A 15,006-nucleotide genomic window follows, 5' to 3' on the forward strand; every position below is an offset into this window, starting at 1 on the left:
TTTACGAAAGTATAAAAAATTTAGAGAAATTAACGTTTGTTGCTAATTTTTAGAACAAAAACTTTAATTATCAACCATAAAAAATTGATTTTCACAAGTTTTAAAAATATTTCAACGAATATTTTTTTTGCGTATTTTTGAAGCGATGAATTTCTACGAGCTCTTTCTAAAACCTTATGAGACCTACACTTACGGACAGATTGTATTGGAATCTATTGCCTGTATTTTAGGAATTGTGAGTGTCTACCTATCGGTTAAAAAAAATATATGGCTCTACCCTACGGGAATTATCTCCACAGTCATTTACGTCTACATTCTTTTTAATTTTGGTCTTTTGGGTGACTGCCTCATCAATGTTTATTATACAGTAATGAGTATTTACGGGTGGATTTTATGGTCTAAAAATTCGGATGACCATATCCACGTGGTTGTTCAGAAGGCTACAAAAAGAGATTGGTTGTACAGCGTTATTCTGTTTGCTGTAAGTATGCTGTTGGTTACAGCTGTTTATTATTACAAACCTTTGATAGATAATAATTTCTCTTCTGACGGAATACGTTTTGGTCTTTACCATCTTGACTGGGGCAACTGGCTTGACGTTGTAACAACTTCAGTATTCCTAATTGGAATGTGGCTGATGGCAAAAAGACGCGTCGAAAGCTGGTATTTTTGGATTCTCGGAGATCTCATCTGCATTCCCATGATGCTCTATAAGGAGCTGGGAATTACTTCGGTGCAATATTTGGTATTTACCTTCATGGCAATCAACGGACTGATTGCCTGGAATAAAAGTTTAAAACAGTAAAATTTAAATACGATGAAAAATTTAATAAAAATTTCGCTAAGCGTCTTCGCTTTTATAAGTTTGAGTTCATGTACAGTGTACAGCGACCAGGGTGCCGGATATGGTGATCCTTATATGAATAACGGGGCTTATTATGCGCCGGGAAATTACTACGGAGACGGAGGATATTGGGGTAATGACGGATATTATTACAGAAATGATATTCATTATTATTATGATCAGGGAAGACCATACTATTTCTATGGAAATAACAGACAGAAGGTTTATGTAGAAAGAAATGCAGCTCCGAATACCGGGACGAGATCTGGAAATTACGGTTTCAACAATCCTAACTCCAATACAAATAATAATCCACGACAAAATACCGGAGGCTTCAGAAATAATCGGCAAAACCAGCAGTCGCAGCCAAGAAATAATGGTGGATTCAGAAACAACAGACAACCGCAGCAGAATCAGCAGACACAGCCGAGAAACAATGGCGGTTTCAGAAACAACACGACAACTCCTGCTCCGAATACCAATACGAATCAGAATTCAGGAGGATTCAGAAACGGAACGGACAGTAACCGACAGAATTCGACTCCGAACAACGGAAGTACAAACGGAAACGGATTCAGACGATAATAATTCTAAATAAAAAGCGAACGGTCTTTGGCCGTTCGCTTTTTGTTTTATTATGCGTAATTTTGCAGGCTATCTGAGACTAAAATAATCACGATGAAATTTTACAAATATCAGGGGACAGGAAACGACTTTATTATGCTCGACAACCGTTCGGGAGAATGGAATAATCTTTCTACAGCTGCGATTACCAAACTCTGTGACCGCCGTTTTGGGATTGGTGCAGATGGTTTAATAAAAATTAATACTGCAGAAGATGTAGATTTTGAAGTTGATTATTACAACTCTGACGGATCAAAAAGTTTTTGTGGAAATGGAGCACGTTGCTCAGTGGCATTTGCCCATTTTTTAGGAATATTTAATGATTCTAAAACTGTTTTTACTGCTATCGATGGTATTCACGAAGCTGAAATTAGCGGAGAAATTGTTAAACTGAAAATGAGCGATGTAAAAACGATTTCAAAAGACGGTAATGATTCGGTTTTAAATACCGGTTCACCCCACTACATCACATACGTAAATGACATTGCAGACGTGAATGTTTTTGAAAACGGAAAAGCCATCAGATATTCTGAAAATTATAATAAGGAAGGAATCAACGTTAATTTTGTGGAAGAAATTTCAGATGAACAGATTTTTGTCCGTACTTATGAAAGAGGTGTTGAAGATGAAACCTACAGTTGCGGAACAGGCGTTACTGCAGCAGCCCTGACTTATCTTGACAAAAATTCAGCTCAGGAAATTGCAGTAAAAACTCTGGGTGGTGATCTGAAGGTTTACGCAGAGAAAAACGGAGAATCATTCGAAAATATTTGGCTGGAAGGTCCTGCAAAACAGGTTTTCAGCGGAGAAATTAAATTTTAAAAAATCAAAAACACAATTACCGATTTATTTATTATGAGAAAAGCAGTTATCATCGTTGTACTTCTACTGATTGTTGTCGGTGGATTTTTCGGTTTTAAATTTTACAAAAAAAATTACGGAAACAACATCCAGAAAGATGGCTATGTTTTGATTCCTCATGGAGCAGAATTTAAGCAAATTGTAGATTCTGCTGCAAAATATGTGGATGACAAAGCTGCATTTGAATCGGTTGCAACTGAAAAAGATCTTCCGAAAAATTTCAAACCCGGACGTTATCATTTCAAAAAAGGAATGGGAAATTCAGATTTGGTAAATATGATAAAAGCTGGAAACCAGAGTGAAAACTCTTTCAGAATCGGCGACTTCGGTGATGTTTATCAAATGGTTGGTAAGGTTACCAAAAAAACTGAAACAGATTCTTTAAAATTCGTCAACGAACTTAACAAAATTGCTGTTGATAAGGGCTATACATCTGCGGAAGATTTGAAAAAACATTTTTTTATTGATACCTACAACTTTTACTGGACGGTAACGCCTGCCGAGTTTTTTAAAAAATTTGATGATCAGTATAAAGAATTCTGGAATGCCGAACGAAAAGCAAAGGAAGCTCAGTCGGGATTGAGCAGAGATCAGATTTATGCTTTGGCATCTATCGTTTTTAAAGAATCAGGAGGGAAACCGGATGAGATGAAAACCATTGCAGGCCTTTATCTTAACCGTTATAAGAAAGATATGAAACTGCAGAGTGACCCAACGGTTATTTATGCGATGAACAAGCAGAATAATTTTAAGGAATCTATTAAAAGAGTTTTGTATAAACACCTATCTACTCCATCGCCGTTTAATACATATGCTAACAAAGGAATTCCTCCGGGACCGATTTGTATTACAGACAAAAATTCTGTCGACGCTGTGCTGAATGCCGAAAAAAACGATTTCATTTTTATGTGTGCTGATCCTTCAAGACCCGGACTTCACAAATTCACCGACAATGCCGAAGAACATGCTGCAAACGCGAAAGTGTATCAGGATTGGCTAAACTCGAGAAATATCAAATAAGAAAAATTTTTAACCTTTTTTTAACAATTTTTAATTTAACAATTTGGGTTAAAATCCGTCTAATAGACTATAATAATAAACTAACTAAGCAGGTCTGCATTAATTTTTTTTTCTGACAATAATTTTTATTTTGACTGAAATTTTTGCATTCTGTATACAATTAAAATTTTATGAATCAAACTGAAATCATCAGTCTGTTTACAAAAAAGACTCTGGGACTGACCTTCGTTCTGTCTGCAGCGGCGCTTGCCTTTGCACAGGATAAAGTAAACGTGACAGGATCTGTTGTAAGCAAAGATAATCAACCTGTGCCTTATGCTTCGGTCACATTTGTTCACAAAACAAATAAGGCGCTGAGCGAAGGAGCACTAACCGACGAAAAAGGACAATACGTAATGGATATTACGCCCGGTAATTATGACATTACCATCGAGGCAATAGATTATAAGAAAGGTACCTTCAACAAACAGATTGCTACAGCAGGAAATGTGGGCGCTCTTTCTATCGAGCCTGAAGCAACATCTACCAACGCAAAAACACAGGACATTCAGGGAGTTGTGATAACAGCAACTACAAAACCTTATAAAGTTGAACTGGACAAAAGAACTTACGATCCATCTCAGGACATCGTAAGCAAAGGGGGAAGTTTGCAGGATGTATTATCAAACGTTCCTTCCGTTTCTGTGGATACAGACGGTACCGTATCGATGAGAGGAAGCTCCAACGTCCGTTTTTTAATTAACGGAAAACCTTCTGCCCTTCTCGGAATTGATGACGGTGCAAATGCTTTACAAAGTATTCCTGCAGATCAGATTGAAAGAATTGAGGTGATTACCAATCCTTCTTCTAAATTTGAAGCCAGCGGAACAGCCGGTATTTTAAATATTATTTTAAAGAAATCCAAAAAAACCGGTTTCAACGGAAGCGTAATCGGTACTTTGGGATATCTTCCTCAGACAAACCTAAATACCAATCTAAGTTGGAGAAAAGGAAATTTCACATGGTTTCTGAATGGTGGCGGTGGTTACAGAGAATCTAAGAATACCCAAAGAAACAATGCATATCTTACAACCGGTGATTTCAGAGAAACTCACAATGAATCTATTTCAAAAAGTAAAAACGACAACTATAATGCAACAGCAGGACTTGTTGTTGATCTAACCGAAAAAACATCCATCAATGCATCAGGTACATTACGAACTTTTGATGGCACTAACATTGGAAATATTGATTATGTAAATTACGGGTTTGACAACGCTATCACAACACGTAACAGAACGAGCAACGGAACCAATAACAATTTAGCATTTCAGGGGGATTTTGGTTTAGACCATAAATTTGATGATAAAGGACAGAATTTAGCTTTATCTCTAAGCTTACAGAGCAACAGATCAAACAACGACAGCGACATTTTTCAGACGCAAAACAATAACTTCGATTTACAGAATATTATTGGGCAGAAAACAAGAAATAAAACTTTAATAGGTAAAGCTGATTATGAATTACCAATTGGTGAAAATTCTAAGCTGGAAGCAGGGTACAGAATTGATATCAACGCAAACAATTATCAGAATCTGGTTACCCAAAGTACTTCTTCACTGCCTTTTATGCTTTATCTTGATGATTACACATATACAGCCAAATATGAGGAGATGTTTAATGCTGGTTATTTGCAATTTAAAAGTAAGATTGGCAAATTGGGGTATCAGTTAGGGGTAAGAAATGAAAATTCGAGAATTGATATCGATTATCTGAATTTAGCAAACAACGGTAAGACGACTGTAAAAAATTACAATAATCTTTTCCCAAGTGTATTCCTGAGCTACGAGATTTCTAAAGACAACCAATTTTTGCTAAACTATTCACGAAGAATTGACAGACCAAGATCATTCTTTTTGATTCCAAATCCGAGCTACAGTGATAATCAGAATATATTTGACGGAAACATAGATTTAAATCCTTCTTATGTAGATTCTTATGAATTGGGTTACAGTATCTCGAAAAGTAAATTTACCATCAACCCTACATTATATTTCAGACATCAGACTGATGATGTAAAGATGATTACCTACAGCCAGCAAGAGCCGATCAATGGAGTTCCAACAACGGTTTTTCATACAAAACCAGTGAATATTGGTAGCGATGACAGATTTGGTTTAGATTTAAACTTTAACTGGGATGCCACAAAATGGTTGAAATTCCTGGGAAATGTTGACTTATTTGGTTACAATACAAAAGGAAATTATTTTGATCCTTCTATTATGACCAAAGCGCAGTCTTTCGAAGGTAATGGTTTTGCAGTGAGAGCAAGGCTTACTTCTACAGTAAAAATAGATAAAACATTAAGTTTCCAGTTTCAGGGATTCTACAGAGGCGGACAGAAAACGCAGAGTGTTGACAGAAAAGATATGTACGCTCTTAATTTCGGAGCTTCAAAAACAATCTGGAAAGGTGACGGAACCATTTCATTCAATATCCAGGATATTTTCAATACAAGAGCAATGCAGTCTACCACTTACGGACCTGATTTCACAAGAGATTCTTACATGCAGTGGCAGCCAAGACAGTTTGCGCTTTCACTCACTTACAGATTCAAACAGGGTAACGAAAAAGTTGATCAGCCTAAACGTAAAAAAGACATCAACTCCAATGCTCAGGGTGATGACCAGCAGGGACCAATGTAAAAATTGGTTTTGACAATAATAAAAAAGAGTTCAGCAACATAAGTTACCGAACTCTTTTTTTGTCTAAAATCTGAAGATTATTTTGTTTCAAATTCGTTTTTTAATGCTTTAGCTTTTTCTGCTTCGTAGATTCTTTTTCTTAAATCACTCGTCGAAAATCTGTGATCCCTTTTGTTGTAGAAAATTTCAATTCCATTGTCAAGACAGTACTGTTTTCCTGTGAAATCTCTGTCTGCATAGTCATCTCCAATGATTCTTACATCAACTACAAAAGACTGTAAAATATCTTCAAGATCTTCTTCTGTATAATAAGGAATAATCTCGTCCACAGCGCTAACGCCTTTTAATTGAATATACCTTTCTACAATTGTCTGCGTAGGTTTGTTTTTGTTTGGTCTGTCGTGCGATGGGTCAATCTGAAGCCCAACAATAAGGTAGTCGCATACAGTTTTCGCTTCTTCCAGCATCTTAATGTGTCCTGCGTGAAGTAAATCAAATGAGGAAAATGTAATGCCTATTCTTTCCGTTTTCATGTATTTATATTATATTTTAATTTGTTCGTGATTCTAAATATTTTTGCCATTCCCAAACCGTTTTCAACGATTCTTCGAGCGGAGTTTCTGCTTTCCAATTGAGTTCTTCTTCTGCTTTATCGGCGTTAGCGTAAGCAATGGTAATGTCTCCTTCCCTTCGGTCGCAGATCTGATAAGGAACTGAAACGTCGTTCGCTGCTTCAAATGCTGTTACAACTTCTAAAACAGACGAGCCTCTGCCGGTGCCCAGGTTAAAAATATCAATAACCGAACCATCTGAATCATCATTTAAAAGTTTTTTCAATGCAGCTACATGCGCCTTCGCCAAATCGGTGATGTGAATGTAATCCCGCACTGCCGTTCCGTCTTCTGTTGGGTAATCATTTCCCCAGATGCTCAGTTTTTCTCTAACGCCCGCTGCTGTCTGCATTACGTAAGGAACCAGATTATTGGGAACTCCAATCGGCAGTTCACCTAAAATACCACTTTCATGAGCACCAATCGGGTTAAAATATCTGAGAAGTGAAATTTTTCTGTTATACGCTTTCGCAAAATCAACGAGAATTTCTTCTCCCATCTGTTTTGTTTTGCCATAAACACTTTCAGGCATTTTCAAAGGTGTATTTTCATTGATGGGCATCTCATCTGCCTGTCCGTAAACAGTACATGATGAACTGAAAATAAAATTTGAAAGGTTTCTTTCCTTAAATTCCTGAAGAATATTAATTAACGAAAACAAATTGTTTTCGTAGTAGTCAACCGGCTTCTGCTGACTTTCTCCCACTGCCTTAAATGCCGCAAAATTGATGCACCCATCAATAATGTGTGCATCAAAAACCTGATTGAGAAGTTCTTTTCTCTTTAAGTCGAAAGGATAAAAGATCGGTCTTTTGCCTGTAATTTCTTCAATATTATTTAAAATAAATTTTTCCGAGTGCGAAAGGTCATCTACGATAATGACTTCAAAATTATTATTAATAAGTTCTACAACGGTGTGAGAACCAATATATCCAAGTCCGCCGGTAACAAGTATTGCCATTTATATTTTTTATTTTACTACTTTGTCAAAGCTTGAAGCAGTTTTTGTCTGCTTTGACAAAGTTTTTTATTTATTATGATTTAATCTAAAATTTTCTGGATCTCCAAATAACTCTATTACACCTCCTGGATTTATCAGGAAATTATTTTTCAATACAATATCTCTGTATGAACAATATTTATATTTTTCTAATTCAGGACTGATACTCAGACAATTCTGATGAATATAAACAATCGTATTTCTTAACTGATCCTCCCCTGAAATCTTCAATCTTTTAAATGGTGATTCAAATAAATTTCCTGTTCTAACCTTATTAAAACGGTTAAACGCCTGCGAGTAAGAACTTATTAATTTACTGAACTGTTTGCTTATTAATGAATCATGCGAATGTAAACCTGTATCCTTAAAATTTTTTATTTTCAGTTCGTCAGGGAAATCGCTCTCAGATTTTATTTTAACTAAAAGATGAAAATGATTAGACATCAGACAATATGCGTAAATATGACAGACAGGTCTGAGGAAAAAATTTACTTTAGACAGAAAAAATCTATAATTTTCATCTGACAAAAAAGTTTTTTCACCATTTACTCCTTTGTTATAAATATGATAAAAACAATCCGGTTCCAGATTTTGGTTTCTGATTTCCATTTTTCAACATTTGTGTTTGTTCATTTTTATCTAAAAACTTTGTCAAAGCAACATCTCACGCTTTAAAGCTTTGACAAAGTAGCTTATTCTTTCACTCCAATTTCATCAATCTCAATCATTCTGAAATCATCAACCGCTTTACATCTGTTTGCCATCCATAAAAATCCAAAGGTTATCAAATATATTAAGAATATTACATTACCGGTCAGAGCATCATAATCAAAATCTTTTCTTACCAATACCGAATCAACGATTCCCAATGTGAATGTTGAGAGCAGAAAGATCAGCATTACAGAAAAAGCTTTAACTGCTTTTCTGTTTTTTATGATCAGAAAAATCAGCGAAACAGCAGAGGAAACCGCAATTGAAAATGTAGTTGCCGAAAATAAAATATCTCTGAAATTTGAAAATGCATTTGCGGAAGCTCTGTTAACCACGGAAAAGCTGAAAATACTTACCGTGACAAGATTGATGCAGAGACTTATCCAATAGACTGTTTTATACTTAAAAACTTTATTTTTCATTTATTCATAAACTCCAAAACAGCGTCCGTAATATACTTCAGCTGCTCATCATCCAATTCTGTATGCATTGGAAGAGAAATTACCTGATCTAGAAGTTTGTCTGTATTTACAAAATCGGCGTCGTTGCTTTCCTGATAATAAGCTTTCTGCTTTCTCAAAGCTACAGGATAGTAGATCATTGCAGGAATTTCCTTTTCAGTCAGAAATTTCTGAAGATCGTTACGTTGTCCGTTCAGAATTCTTAAAGTATACTGATGAAAAACATGACTTGAATGCTCTGCTCTTTTCGGAGTAAGAATATTTTCGTTTCCTGCAAAAGCTTCGTCGTAATAGTCAGCGGCTTTTCTTCTTGCATCGTTGTAGGTATCCAGATGTGGAAGTTTCTTTCTTAAAATTGCAGCCTGTACACTGTCTAATCTTGAATTAACGCCGACCTCATCGTGATAGTATCTTTCGTACATTCCATGATTCACAATACCTCTCAATCGGTGTGCAAGCTCGTCATTATTGGTGAAGATAGCACCACCATCGCCGTAGCATCCTAAATTTTTGGATGGAAAAAAAGAAGTGGTTCCCACAGTTGACATTGTTCCTGTTTTCTTAACGGAACCGTCTGAAAAAGTAAAATCGGAACCGATTGCCTGAGCGTTATCTTCAATTACAAAAAGATTGTTTTCTTCAGCAATTTTCAGAATCTCTTCCATATTGGCAGCCTGACCGAAAATATGAACAGGAATAATCGCTTTTGTTCTTGGGGTAATTGCTTTTTTTATGGCTTCGGGAGAAATATTAAAAGTATCGTAATCCACATCTACTAACACAGACTTCAGTTTCAAAAGATGAATCACCTCCACTGTTGCAGCAAAAGTAAAATCTGCGGTGATGATTTCGTCGCCTTCCTGCAGGTCTAAAGCCATCAATGCAATCTGAAGGGCATCGGTTCCGTTGGCACAGGGGATTACGTGTTTTACGTCAAGATAAGATTCCAGTTCGGTCTGGAAAGATTTTACTTCCGGACCGTTAATGAAAGCTGCAGAATCCATTACATTAAGTACAGCGTTGTCTACTTCGTTCTTTATTTTATAATACTGGCTTTGCAGATCAACCATCTGAATCTTTTTCATATGTAGATTTTTATTGTTTTTTAAAGGTCTTATAGAATCGCCGAATTACGTTGGATATGATTAAATGTAAGTTTCTGCGATTTTGTATAAAATATTTTCGTAAAAATACGGATTTTAATATCCTGTCAAAAATTTTATCCATTTTGTTTTATCTTTACTAAAAATAAATACATGAAAAAATCTATACTTGTTTTGGTTTTTGGACTTTCAGTTACGGTTTCGGCACAAACGGAGCTTGTTTTTGTGTATTTTAACGGCAAACCGAATAAGGCAGCATTCTATGCCAACCCTTTATCCGAACTCACCCAAAAATCAATTAACAGAAGAGCCGCTTTGGGTGTTCCGCTTAATGATCACGATGCACCTTTGGAAATCACATATGTGCAGGCTATCCAAAATCTTGGTGTTACAGTAACAGATAAATCCAAATGGCTGAATGGTGTTGCAGTAACAGTCGATCAGGCACAGGTCAATCAGATCAAAGCTTTGCCTTTCGTGCAGTCGGTGGAAAGTTTTGCTAAAAATTCTTCGCTTACCTTAAAAGTTCAGCAACAAAATAAATTTCAGGAAACAGAAAATATCAATACTGTTTTTAATTACGGTTCCGGACTGGATCAGATTGATCAGATCAACTTAAAACCGCTTCATCTAGCAGGCTATACAGGAACAGGAATTTCTGTAGCCGTTATCGATTCCGGATTTCCGAGTGTAGATAACGGAACTACATTTTCCAGACTTTGGACGAATAATCAAATAAAAGCGGGTTATGACTTTGTGACCAAGACCCCAAATATCTATGAACCCACCCTTAACGCGCACGGAACTGTAGTTTTGGGAGCAATCGGTGGCTTTGTTCAGGATCAGTTCGTTGGTTCTGCACCAGATGCTGATTTTTATCTCTACCGAAGTGAAAACGCTGCAGTAGAAATTCCTGAAGAGGAAATGTACTGGATTGAGGCTGCGGAAGAAGCCGACAGACAGGGAGTAGATTTAATTACAACTTCTTTGGGGTATGCTATTTTCGACGATCCGAAATACAGTTACACCTACCCACAAATGAATGGCACAACCTCCTTTATCGCAAGAGGAGCAGAAATCGCAGTAAATAAAGGGATTTTTGTGCTTTTTGCGGCAGGAAACTCAGGCGAACAGCCTTGGCATTATATCGTTACTCCGGCTGATAATTCCAAAGTTTTCACCATTGGAAGTGTGGACGGAGCAGGAACTTCATCGCCATTTTCTTCGTACGGACCCAATGCTGCCGGTGTTATTAAACCAGATGCTGCGGCAAGAGGAATGGCTACAGTTACCGTAAACGGAAGCACAACTATAACTGTAACAGGGACATCAATTGCTGCGCCCGTTGCTGCCGGTGGCGTTGCATGTCTCATTCAGGCATTCCCCACGATGAACAGAGATACGATGAGAAATTCATTACGCTCAACAGCATCACTTGCACCCAATTACACAGATCAGATGGGTTACGGAATTTTAAATTTTGGAAGCCTTTTTAATACGACTCTCAGCAGTTCTGAACTTGTAAAGATAAACAAACTGGCCATCTTCCCGAATCCTGTGAAGGATATACTGAATATCGCCTCAGAAAAAGAGGTTTTGTCTGTGCAGGTTTACGATAATTTAGGCAGAATTATTTCTACTGAAAAGGATAAAAAATCAATCAGAGTAGCTGACTTTTCTAAAGGCACTTACTATTTAAAAATTCAAACCGAGGATGGTGTTTTCTACGAGAAGTTTTTGAAGGAGTAGAAATATTTTTTTAACTTAAAATTTCACATATTTTAAATGAAGTTCAAGATTTTAATGTTTTTATTTATAATAATTTTTTCTGATGCTTATTCGCAACGGAAAGATACTGTATTTATAATTCTTCAGGATTCATTCTTTTCCCACAGTATAAATGATACTTTGGTAATTGATAAAAGATTGGGATGGATCGATAAAAAAAACATTGGAAAAATCTATTATCCAAATCTGGAAAATCTGCGTTGCCTCACAGGAGCAATTACAGATACAATTGTTATGGGAAAAGATATCGAAAGCGGTAAGTATATGATATCAAAGTCTATTTATCCTACACATATCGAGTCTGAAAAAGAAAACCTTCGAAATTACTTAAAGGTTGTTGACAGTTGCGATAATTTATATAAGACAGACGAATATCTAACAGATAAAACAGGTAGAATCTACATTGATTTTAATAAAGAAAGCCTTAGTAAAACAAAAATGTACAAATGCTATCATCAGAACCTGGCGAAAAGAAACATCAATTTATCACCCTACAGCTTTTGGCGAAACGATTCCATGTCAGACAAAACTATTGTTATGGACAGTGTGAAAACTAAAAATAAAATTACAGTCATTAAATCAGATGCAAGGATTTATAAAACACTTTCAGAAATTGAGAAAATTTGTAATTCAAAAGATCAGAGTCAAATAAAATGTTTCAGACTCTCTTCCGGAATCTATCCAAATATTGGACTTTCAGATTTTGAAAAACTGAATATGAGAAATTATGAAATTTACATCAATGAATCATTTGTTCCGGGGCATTTTCCTAAAAACAGTGATGGAGAGGAAAAGATTATGTTAAATCAGTACCATTTCAGAGAAAATTATAATCAGTACAGATAAAATTATTCTGAATCCCTTTAAATCAATTGATAGTTCGCCACCCAATCCGTATCAAAATAAATCCACCTATTTTGTACATGAAAGTTCCAGATAAAAAACCAACAGCCGGACAAATTTAATTCCTGACATTCAGACAAAAATTTTAACATTATTTTTAATGTAAAAGAGAGTTTAAACTCCTTCCCCAAACGTCAGCAGATTAGAATCAGGATCCAGAAGCGAAAATTCTCTTTGCCCCCAAGGTTTTGTCTGCAAATTTCCGTTAGGATGAATTTCTACATGATCATCTAACAGAGACTGGTAAAATGTATCAATATCAGACACTCTGATGTAAATCATGCCGTAATTTCCCTTTGGATCAATATCTACATAAAGAAAGAAGTGAATTTCAATCTGATCTTTCTTCAACATTAAATAATCAGGAAAATCATCAGATCCCAACTGTTCAAAACCCAATTTATCAATATAATATTTTTTAGTTTCGGCTTTATTGCGCATCGGAAGTTTTGGGTGAATCTGTGTGAGCATAATTTTTAAATTTAATTAAATGAAGTTCGGAATTCTAAAGGTGTCTGACTGGTTTTACTTTTAAACAGTTTGCTGAAAGACTGCGGATGTTCAAATCCCATTTCAAAAGCAATCTCACTCACCGACAGTTGTGTTGTAGAAAGCCTTTCCTTTGCCTTATCAATCAGTTTCTGATGGATATGTTGCTGTGTGCTTTGTCCTGTAAGAGATTTTAAAAGACTTCCGAGATAGTTCGGTGACATATTGAGTGATTCTGCAATTTCCTGCGCGGTTGGAAGCCCGTTTTCCAATAGTTTTCCGCTGTTGAAATAGGTTTCTATTTCATCTTCAAAGCGTTCCAGGATCTGGTGATTTCCTTTTTTGCGGGTGATAAACTGTCTTTTATAAAATCTTTCGAAATAATTCAGCATCACCTCGATCTGAGAAACAATAATATTTTGCGTAAAATCGTCGATATTGCTGTGATATTCCCGCTGAATATTTTTGAAAATGTTTAAAATAATTTCCTCCTCTTTTTCAGAAACAAAAAGTGCTTCATTTACGGCATATCCGAAGAATTCATAGTCTTTAATTTTTCTGGCTAAAGAAGTATTCCAAAGGAAATCGGGGTGCAGACACATAATGATTCCCGTGGGTTTCTCTTCATTTTTTGCAGGAACTTTGATCTCAACAATCTGTCCCGGAGAAACCATAGAGGCAATTCCTGAATCAAAATCGTACTGCTGCTGACCATACCTGAATTTCCCTGAGAGATCTCGTTTAAGACCAATACAGTAAAAATGCTGCAGCCAGGTAATGCTTTTTTCATCAGTCTGATAAGTAACATCAGTGTAATCAAACACGCTGATCAGAGGATGCTCAGGCTTTGGCAGACCACCAATTTCATGGAATTCTGCAATGGTATTTAAAGTAAGTATTTTCTTATTTTTCATAATAAAATAATATCAAAGATAGAGCAAATCTTCTCAGACTGCTCTATCTTTTGGTTTAAATTAAGCTTTAAAAATCAGTAGAATTACTTAAATCCAAATTAGAATTAATATCTGCATCCAGCATATTCATTTTTTCTTTGGCTAAACCTACAGCGTCAGTTCCCATTACAAAATGAACAGGTGGTTTCTGCATTTCGGCCAGTTGAATGAAAGCAGAAGCTGCTTTATCAGGATCTCCAGGCTGATTTCCATTAATTTCTTCTTTGTGTTTTGCCTCCACAGTTCTTGCCGCCGTATATTCCAAAATTGGATTTTCAGGTGTTGTCATCGACCCCGAATCAAGGAAATTTGTTCTGAAATAACCGGGATAGACAACGGTTGCATTGATCCCGAATTCTGCAACTTCATACGCAAGAGATTCAGTGAAACCGGCCACTGCAAATTTCGTTGCGCAATACACGCCCCACCCCGGAAAAGCTCCTGTAATTCCACCAATAGATGCAACGTTGATAATGTAACCTGAATTCTGATTTCTCAGGAAAGGCATTGCCTGACGGATTACATTCAGCGAACCGAAAACGTTGGTGTCAAAATTTTTACGGCTTTCTTCATCTGTTAATTCTTCCAGAGTTCCGAGCTGTCCGTATCCGGCGTTGTTGACGATAACGTCTACCCTTCCAAATTTCTCAACCGTTTCTGTTAATGCTTTTTTCACATTTTTTTCATCCAAAAGATCCATTTCCAAAGGAAGAAACTTTTCTGAGGACTGAATACTGTTTTCAAAACTTTTCAGTGATCTTGACGTTGCGGCTACGCTGTAACCTTCAGCTAACAGTTTCTGAACCAAAGCCAAACCTAATCCTTTTGAAGCTCCTGTAACGAACCATACTTTTTTTGTGCTCATAATAATTGTATTTGTTGTTAAATATTTACAGGACAAAGTTGAGATTATCGGTAAAGAAAAAATAAACCGATTCAACGGATTTTGTAGCC

The 15,006-nt window shown here is 36.2% G+C and carries 15 protein-coding genes; 7 read left to right on the plus strand and 8 right to left on the minus strand.

Features of this window, described 5'->3' with window-relative positions:
• The first annotated feature begins 145 nt into the window (after positions 1-145).
• The 5 genes from pnuC to ASG21_RS12005 all read left to right on the plus strand — a co-directional run bounded on the left by pnuC (position 146) and on the right by ASG21_RS12005 (position 6,033).
• Entirely contained in the window at positions 146-805 is a 660-nt protein-coding gene (gene pnuC / locus ASG21_RS11985) for a nicotinamide riboside transporter PnuC (protein WP_056080221.1), read from the plus strand.
• Between the two features lie 12 nt (positions 806-817).
• On the plus strand, positions 818-1,429 hold the full coding sequence (locus tag ASG21_RS11990; RefSeq protein ID WP_056080224.1) for a hypothetical protein: 612 nt from the start codon (positions 818-820) through the stop codon (positions 1,427-1,429).
• Between the two features lie 93 nt (positions 1,430-1,522).
• Positions 1,523-2,290, plus strand: a complete 768-nt coding sequence (gene dapF, locus ASG21_RS11995) for a diaminopimelate epimerase (RefSeq protein WP_056080226.1) — start codon at positions 1,523-1,525, stop codon at positions 2,288-2,290.
• 33 nt (positions 2,291-2,323) lie between these two features.
• Entirely contained in the window at positions 2,324-3,349 is a 1,026-nt protein-coding gene (mltG, locus tag ASG21_RS12000) for an endolytic transglycosylase MltG (protein WP_056080228.1), read from the plus strand.
• Positions 3,350-3,519: 170 nt separating this feature from the next.
• Entirely contained in the window at positions 3,520-6,033 is a 2,514-nt protein-coding gene (locus ASG21_RS12005; RefSeq protein WP_056080231.1) for a TonB-dependent receptor, read from the plus strand.
• A gap of 77 nt (positions 6,034-6,110) precedes the next feature.
• Here ASG21_RS12005 and ASG21_RS12010 read toward each other — a convergent pair whose 3' ends face one another.
• The 5 genes from ASG21_RS12010 to ASG21_RS12030 form a co-directional block, all read right to left on the minus strand.
• Positions 6,111-6,566 (minus strand): adenylyltransferase/cytidyltransferase family protein, encoded by a 456-nt coding sequence (locus tag ASG21_RS12010; RefSeq protein ID WP_056080233.1) that lies wholly within the window; start codon positions 6,564-6,566, stop codon positions 6,111-6,113.
• Between the two features lie 16 nt (positions 6,567-6,582).
• Positions 6,583-7,605, minus strand: a complete 1,023-nt coding sequence (gene galE, locus ASG21_RS12015) for a UDP-glucose 4-epimerase GalE (RefSeq protein ID WP_056080236.1) — start codon at positions 7,603-7,605, stop codon at positions 6,583-6,585.
• 66 nt (positions 7,606-7,671) lie between these two features.
• Positions 7,672-8,088, minus strand: coding sequence for a hypothetical protein (locus ASG21_RS12020; RefSeq protein ID WP_128414291.1), 417 nt, complete (start codon positions 8,086-8,088; stop codon positions 7,672-7,674).
• A gap of 248 nt (positions 8,089-8,336) precedes the next feature.
• The gene (locus ASG21_RS12025) at positions 8,337-8,777 is read right to left on the minus strand and encodes a hypothetical protein (RefSeq protein WP_056080243.1); all 441 of its coding nucleotides are present in this window, start codon (positions 8,775-8,777) and stop codon (positions 8,337-8,339) included.
• Entirely contained in the window at positions 8,774-9,901 is a 1,128-nt protein-coding gene (locus ASG21_RS12030; protein WP_056080246.1) for a DegT/DnrJ/EryC1/StrS family aminotransferase, read from the minus strand. Before ASG21_RS12030 ends, ASG21_RS12025 begins: the two co-directional genes overlap by 4 nt.
• Before the next feature lie 171 nt (positions 9,902-10,072).
• Here ASG21_RS12030 and ASG21_RS12035 point away from each other — a divergent pair, with 171 nt between their 5' ends.
• Positions 10,073-11,668 (plus strand): S8/S53 family peptidase, encoded by a 1,596-nt coding sequence (locus tag ASG21_RS12035; protein WP_056080248.1) that lies wholly within the window; start codon positions 10,073-10,075, stop codon positions 11,666-11,668.
• 36 nt (positions 11,669-11,704) lie between these two features.
• A complete protein-coding gene (locus ASG21_RS12040) occupies positions 11,705-12,553 on the plus strand; it encodes a hypothetical protein (protein ID WP_128414292.1) in 849 nt (282 codons plus the stop codon).
• A gap of 171 nt (positions 12,554-12,724) precedes the next feature.
• On the opposite strand, the gene ASG21_RS12045 is transcribed toward ASG21_RS12040, so the two are convergent.
• From ASG21_RS12045 to ASG21_RS12055, 3 genes are all read right to left on the minus strand, one after another.
• The gene (locus tag ASG21_RS12045) at positions 12,725-13,081 is read right to left on the minus strand and encodes a VOC family protein (protein WP_056080253.1); all 357 of its coding nucleotides are present in this window, start codon (positions 13,079-13,081) and stop codon (positions 12,725-12,727) included.
• An 11-nt stretch (positions 13,082-13,092) separates the two neighbouring features.
• On the minus strand, positions 13,093-14,013 hold the full coding sequence (locus ASG21_RS12050) for a response regulator transcription factor (protein ID WP_056080256.1): 921 nt from the start codon (positions 14,011-14,013) through the stop codon (positions 13,093-13,095).
• 67 nt (positions 14,014-14,080) lie between these two features.
• Positions 14,081-14,917, minus strand: coding sequence for an SDR family NAD(P)-dependent oxidoreductase (locus ASG21_RS12055; RefSeq protein WP_056080260.1), 837 nt, complete (start codon positions 14,915-14,917; stop codon positions 14,081-14,083).
• Positions 14,918-15,006: the final 89 nt, after the last annotated feature.

It is taken from the genome of Chryseobacterium sp. Leaf394, assembly GCF_001424105.1.
GTDB lineage: Bacteria > Bacteroidota > Bacteroidia > Flavobacteriales > Weeksellaceae > Chryseobacterium.

Coding starts and splice junctions, on each gene's coding strand:
- pnuC (WP_056080221.1), top strand. CDS start 146: ATGAATTTCTACGAGCTCTTTCTAAAACCTTATGAGACCTACACTTAC.
- ASG21_RS11990 (WP_056080224.1), top strand. CDS start 818: ATGAAAAATTTAATAAAAATTTCGCTAAGCGTCTTCGCTTTTATAAGT.
- dapF (WP_056080226.1), top strand. CDS start 1,523: ATGAAATTTTACAAATATCAGGGGACAGGAAACGACTTTATTATGCTC.
- mltG (WP_056080228.1), top strand. CDS start 2,324: ATGAGAAAAGCAGTTATCATCGTTGTACTTCTACTGATTGTTGTCGGT.
- ASG21_RS12005 (WP_056080231.1), top strand. CDS start 3,520: ATGAATCAAACTGAAATCATCAGTCTGTTTACAAAAAAGACTCTGGGA.
- ASG21_RS12010 (WP_056080233.1), bottom strand. CDS start 6,566: ATGAAAACGGAAAGAATAGGCATTACATTTTCCTCATTTGATTTACTT.
- galE (WP_056080236.1), bottom strand. CDS start 7,605: ATGGCAATACTTGTTACCGGCGGACTTGGATATATTGGTTCTCACACC.
- ASG21_RS12020 (WP_128414291.1), bottom strand. CDS start 8,088: ATGTCTAATCATTTTCATCTTTTAGTTAAAATAAAATCTGAGAGCGAT.
- ASG21_RS12025 (WP_056080243.1), bottom strand. CDS start 8,777: ATGAAAAATAAAGTTTTTAAGTATAAAACAGTCTATTGGATAAGTCTC.
- ASG21_RS12030 (WP_056080246.1), bottom strand. CDS start 9,901: ATGAAAAAGATTCAGATGGTTGATCTGCAAAGCCAGTATTATAAAATA.
- ASG21_RS12035 (WP_056080248.1), top strand. CDS start 10,073: ATGAAAAAATCTATACTTGTTTTGGTTTTTGGACTTTCAGTTACGGTT.
- ASG21_RS12040 (WP_128414292.1), top strand. CDS start 11,705: ATGAAGTTCAAGATTTTAATGTTTTTATTTATAATAATTTTTTCTGAT.
- ASG21_RS12045 (WP_056080253.1), bottom strand. CDS start 13,081: ATGCTCACACAGATTCACCCAAAACTTCCGATGCGCAATAAAGCCGAA.
- ASG21_RS12050 (WP_056080256.1), bottom strand. CDS start 14,013: ATGAAAAATAAGAAAATACTTACTTTAAATACCATTGCAGAATTCCAT.
- ASG21_RS12055 (WP_056080260.1), bottom strand. CDS start 14,917: ATGAGCACAAAAAAAGTATGGTTCGTTACAGGAGCTTCAAAAGGATTA.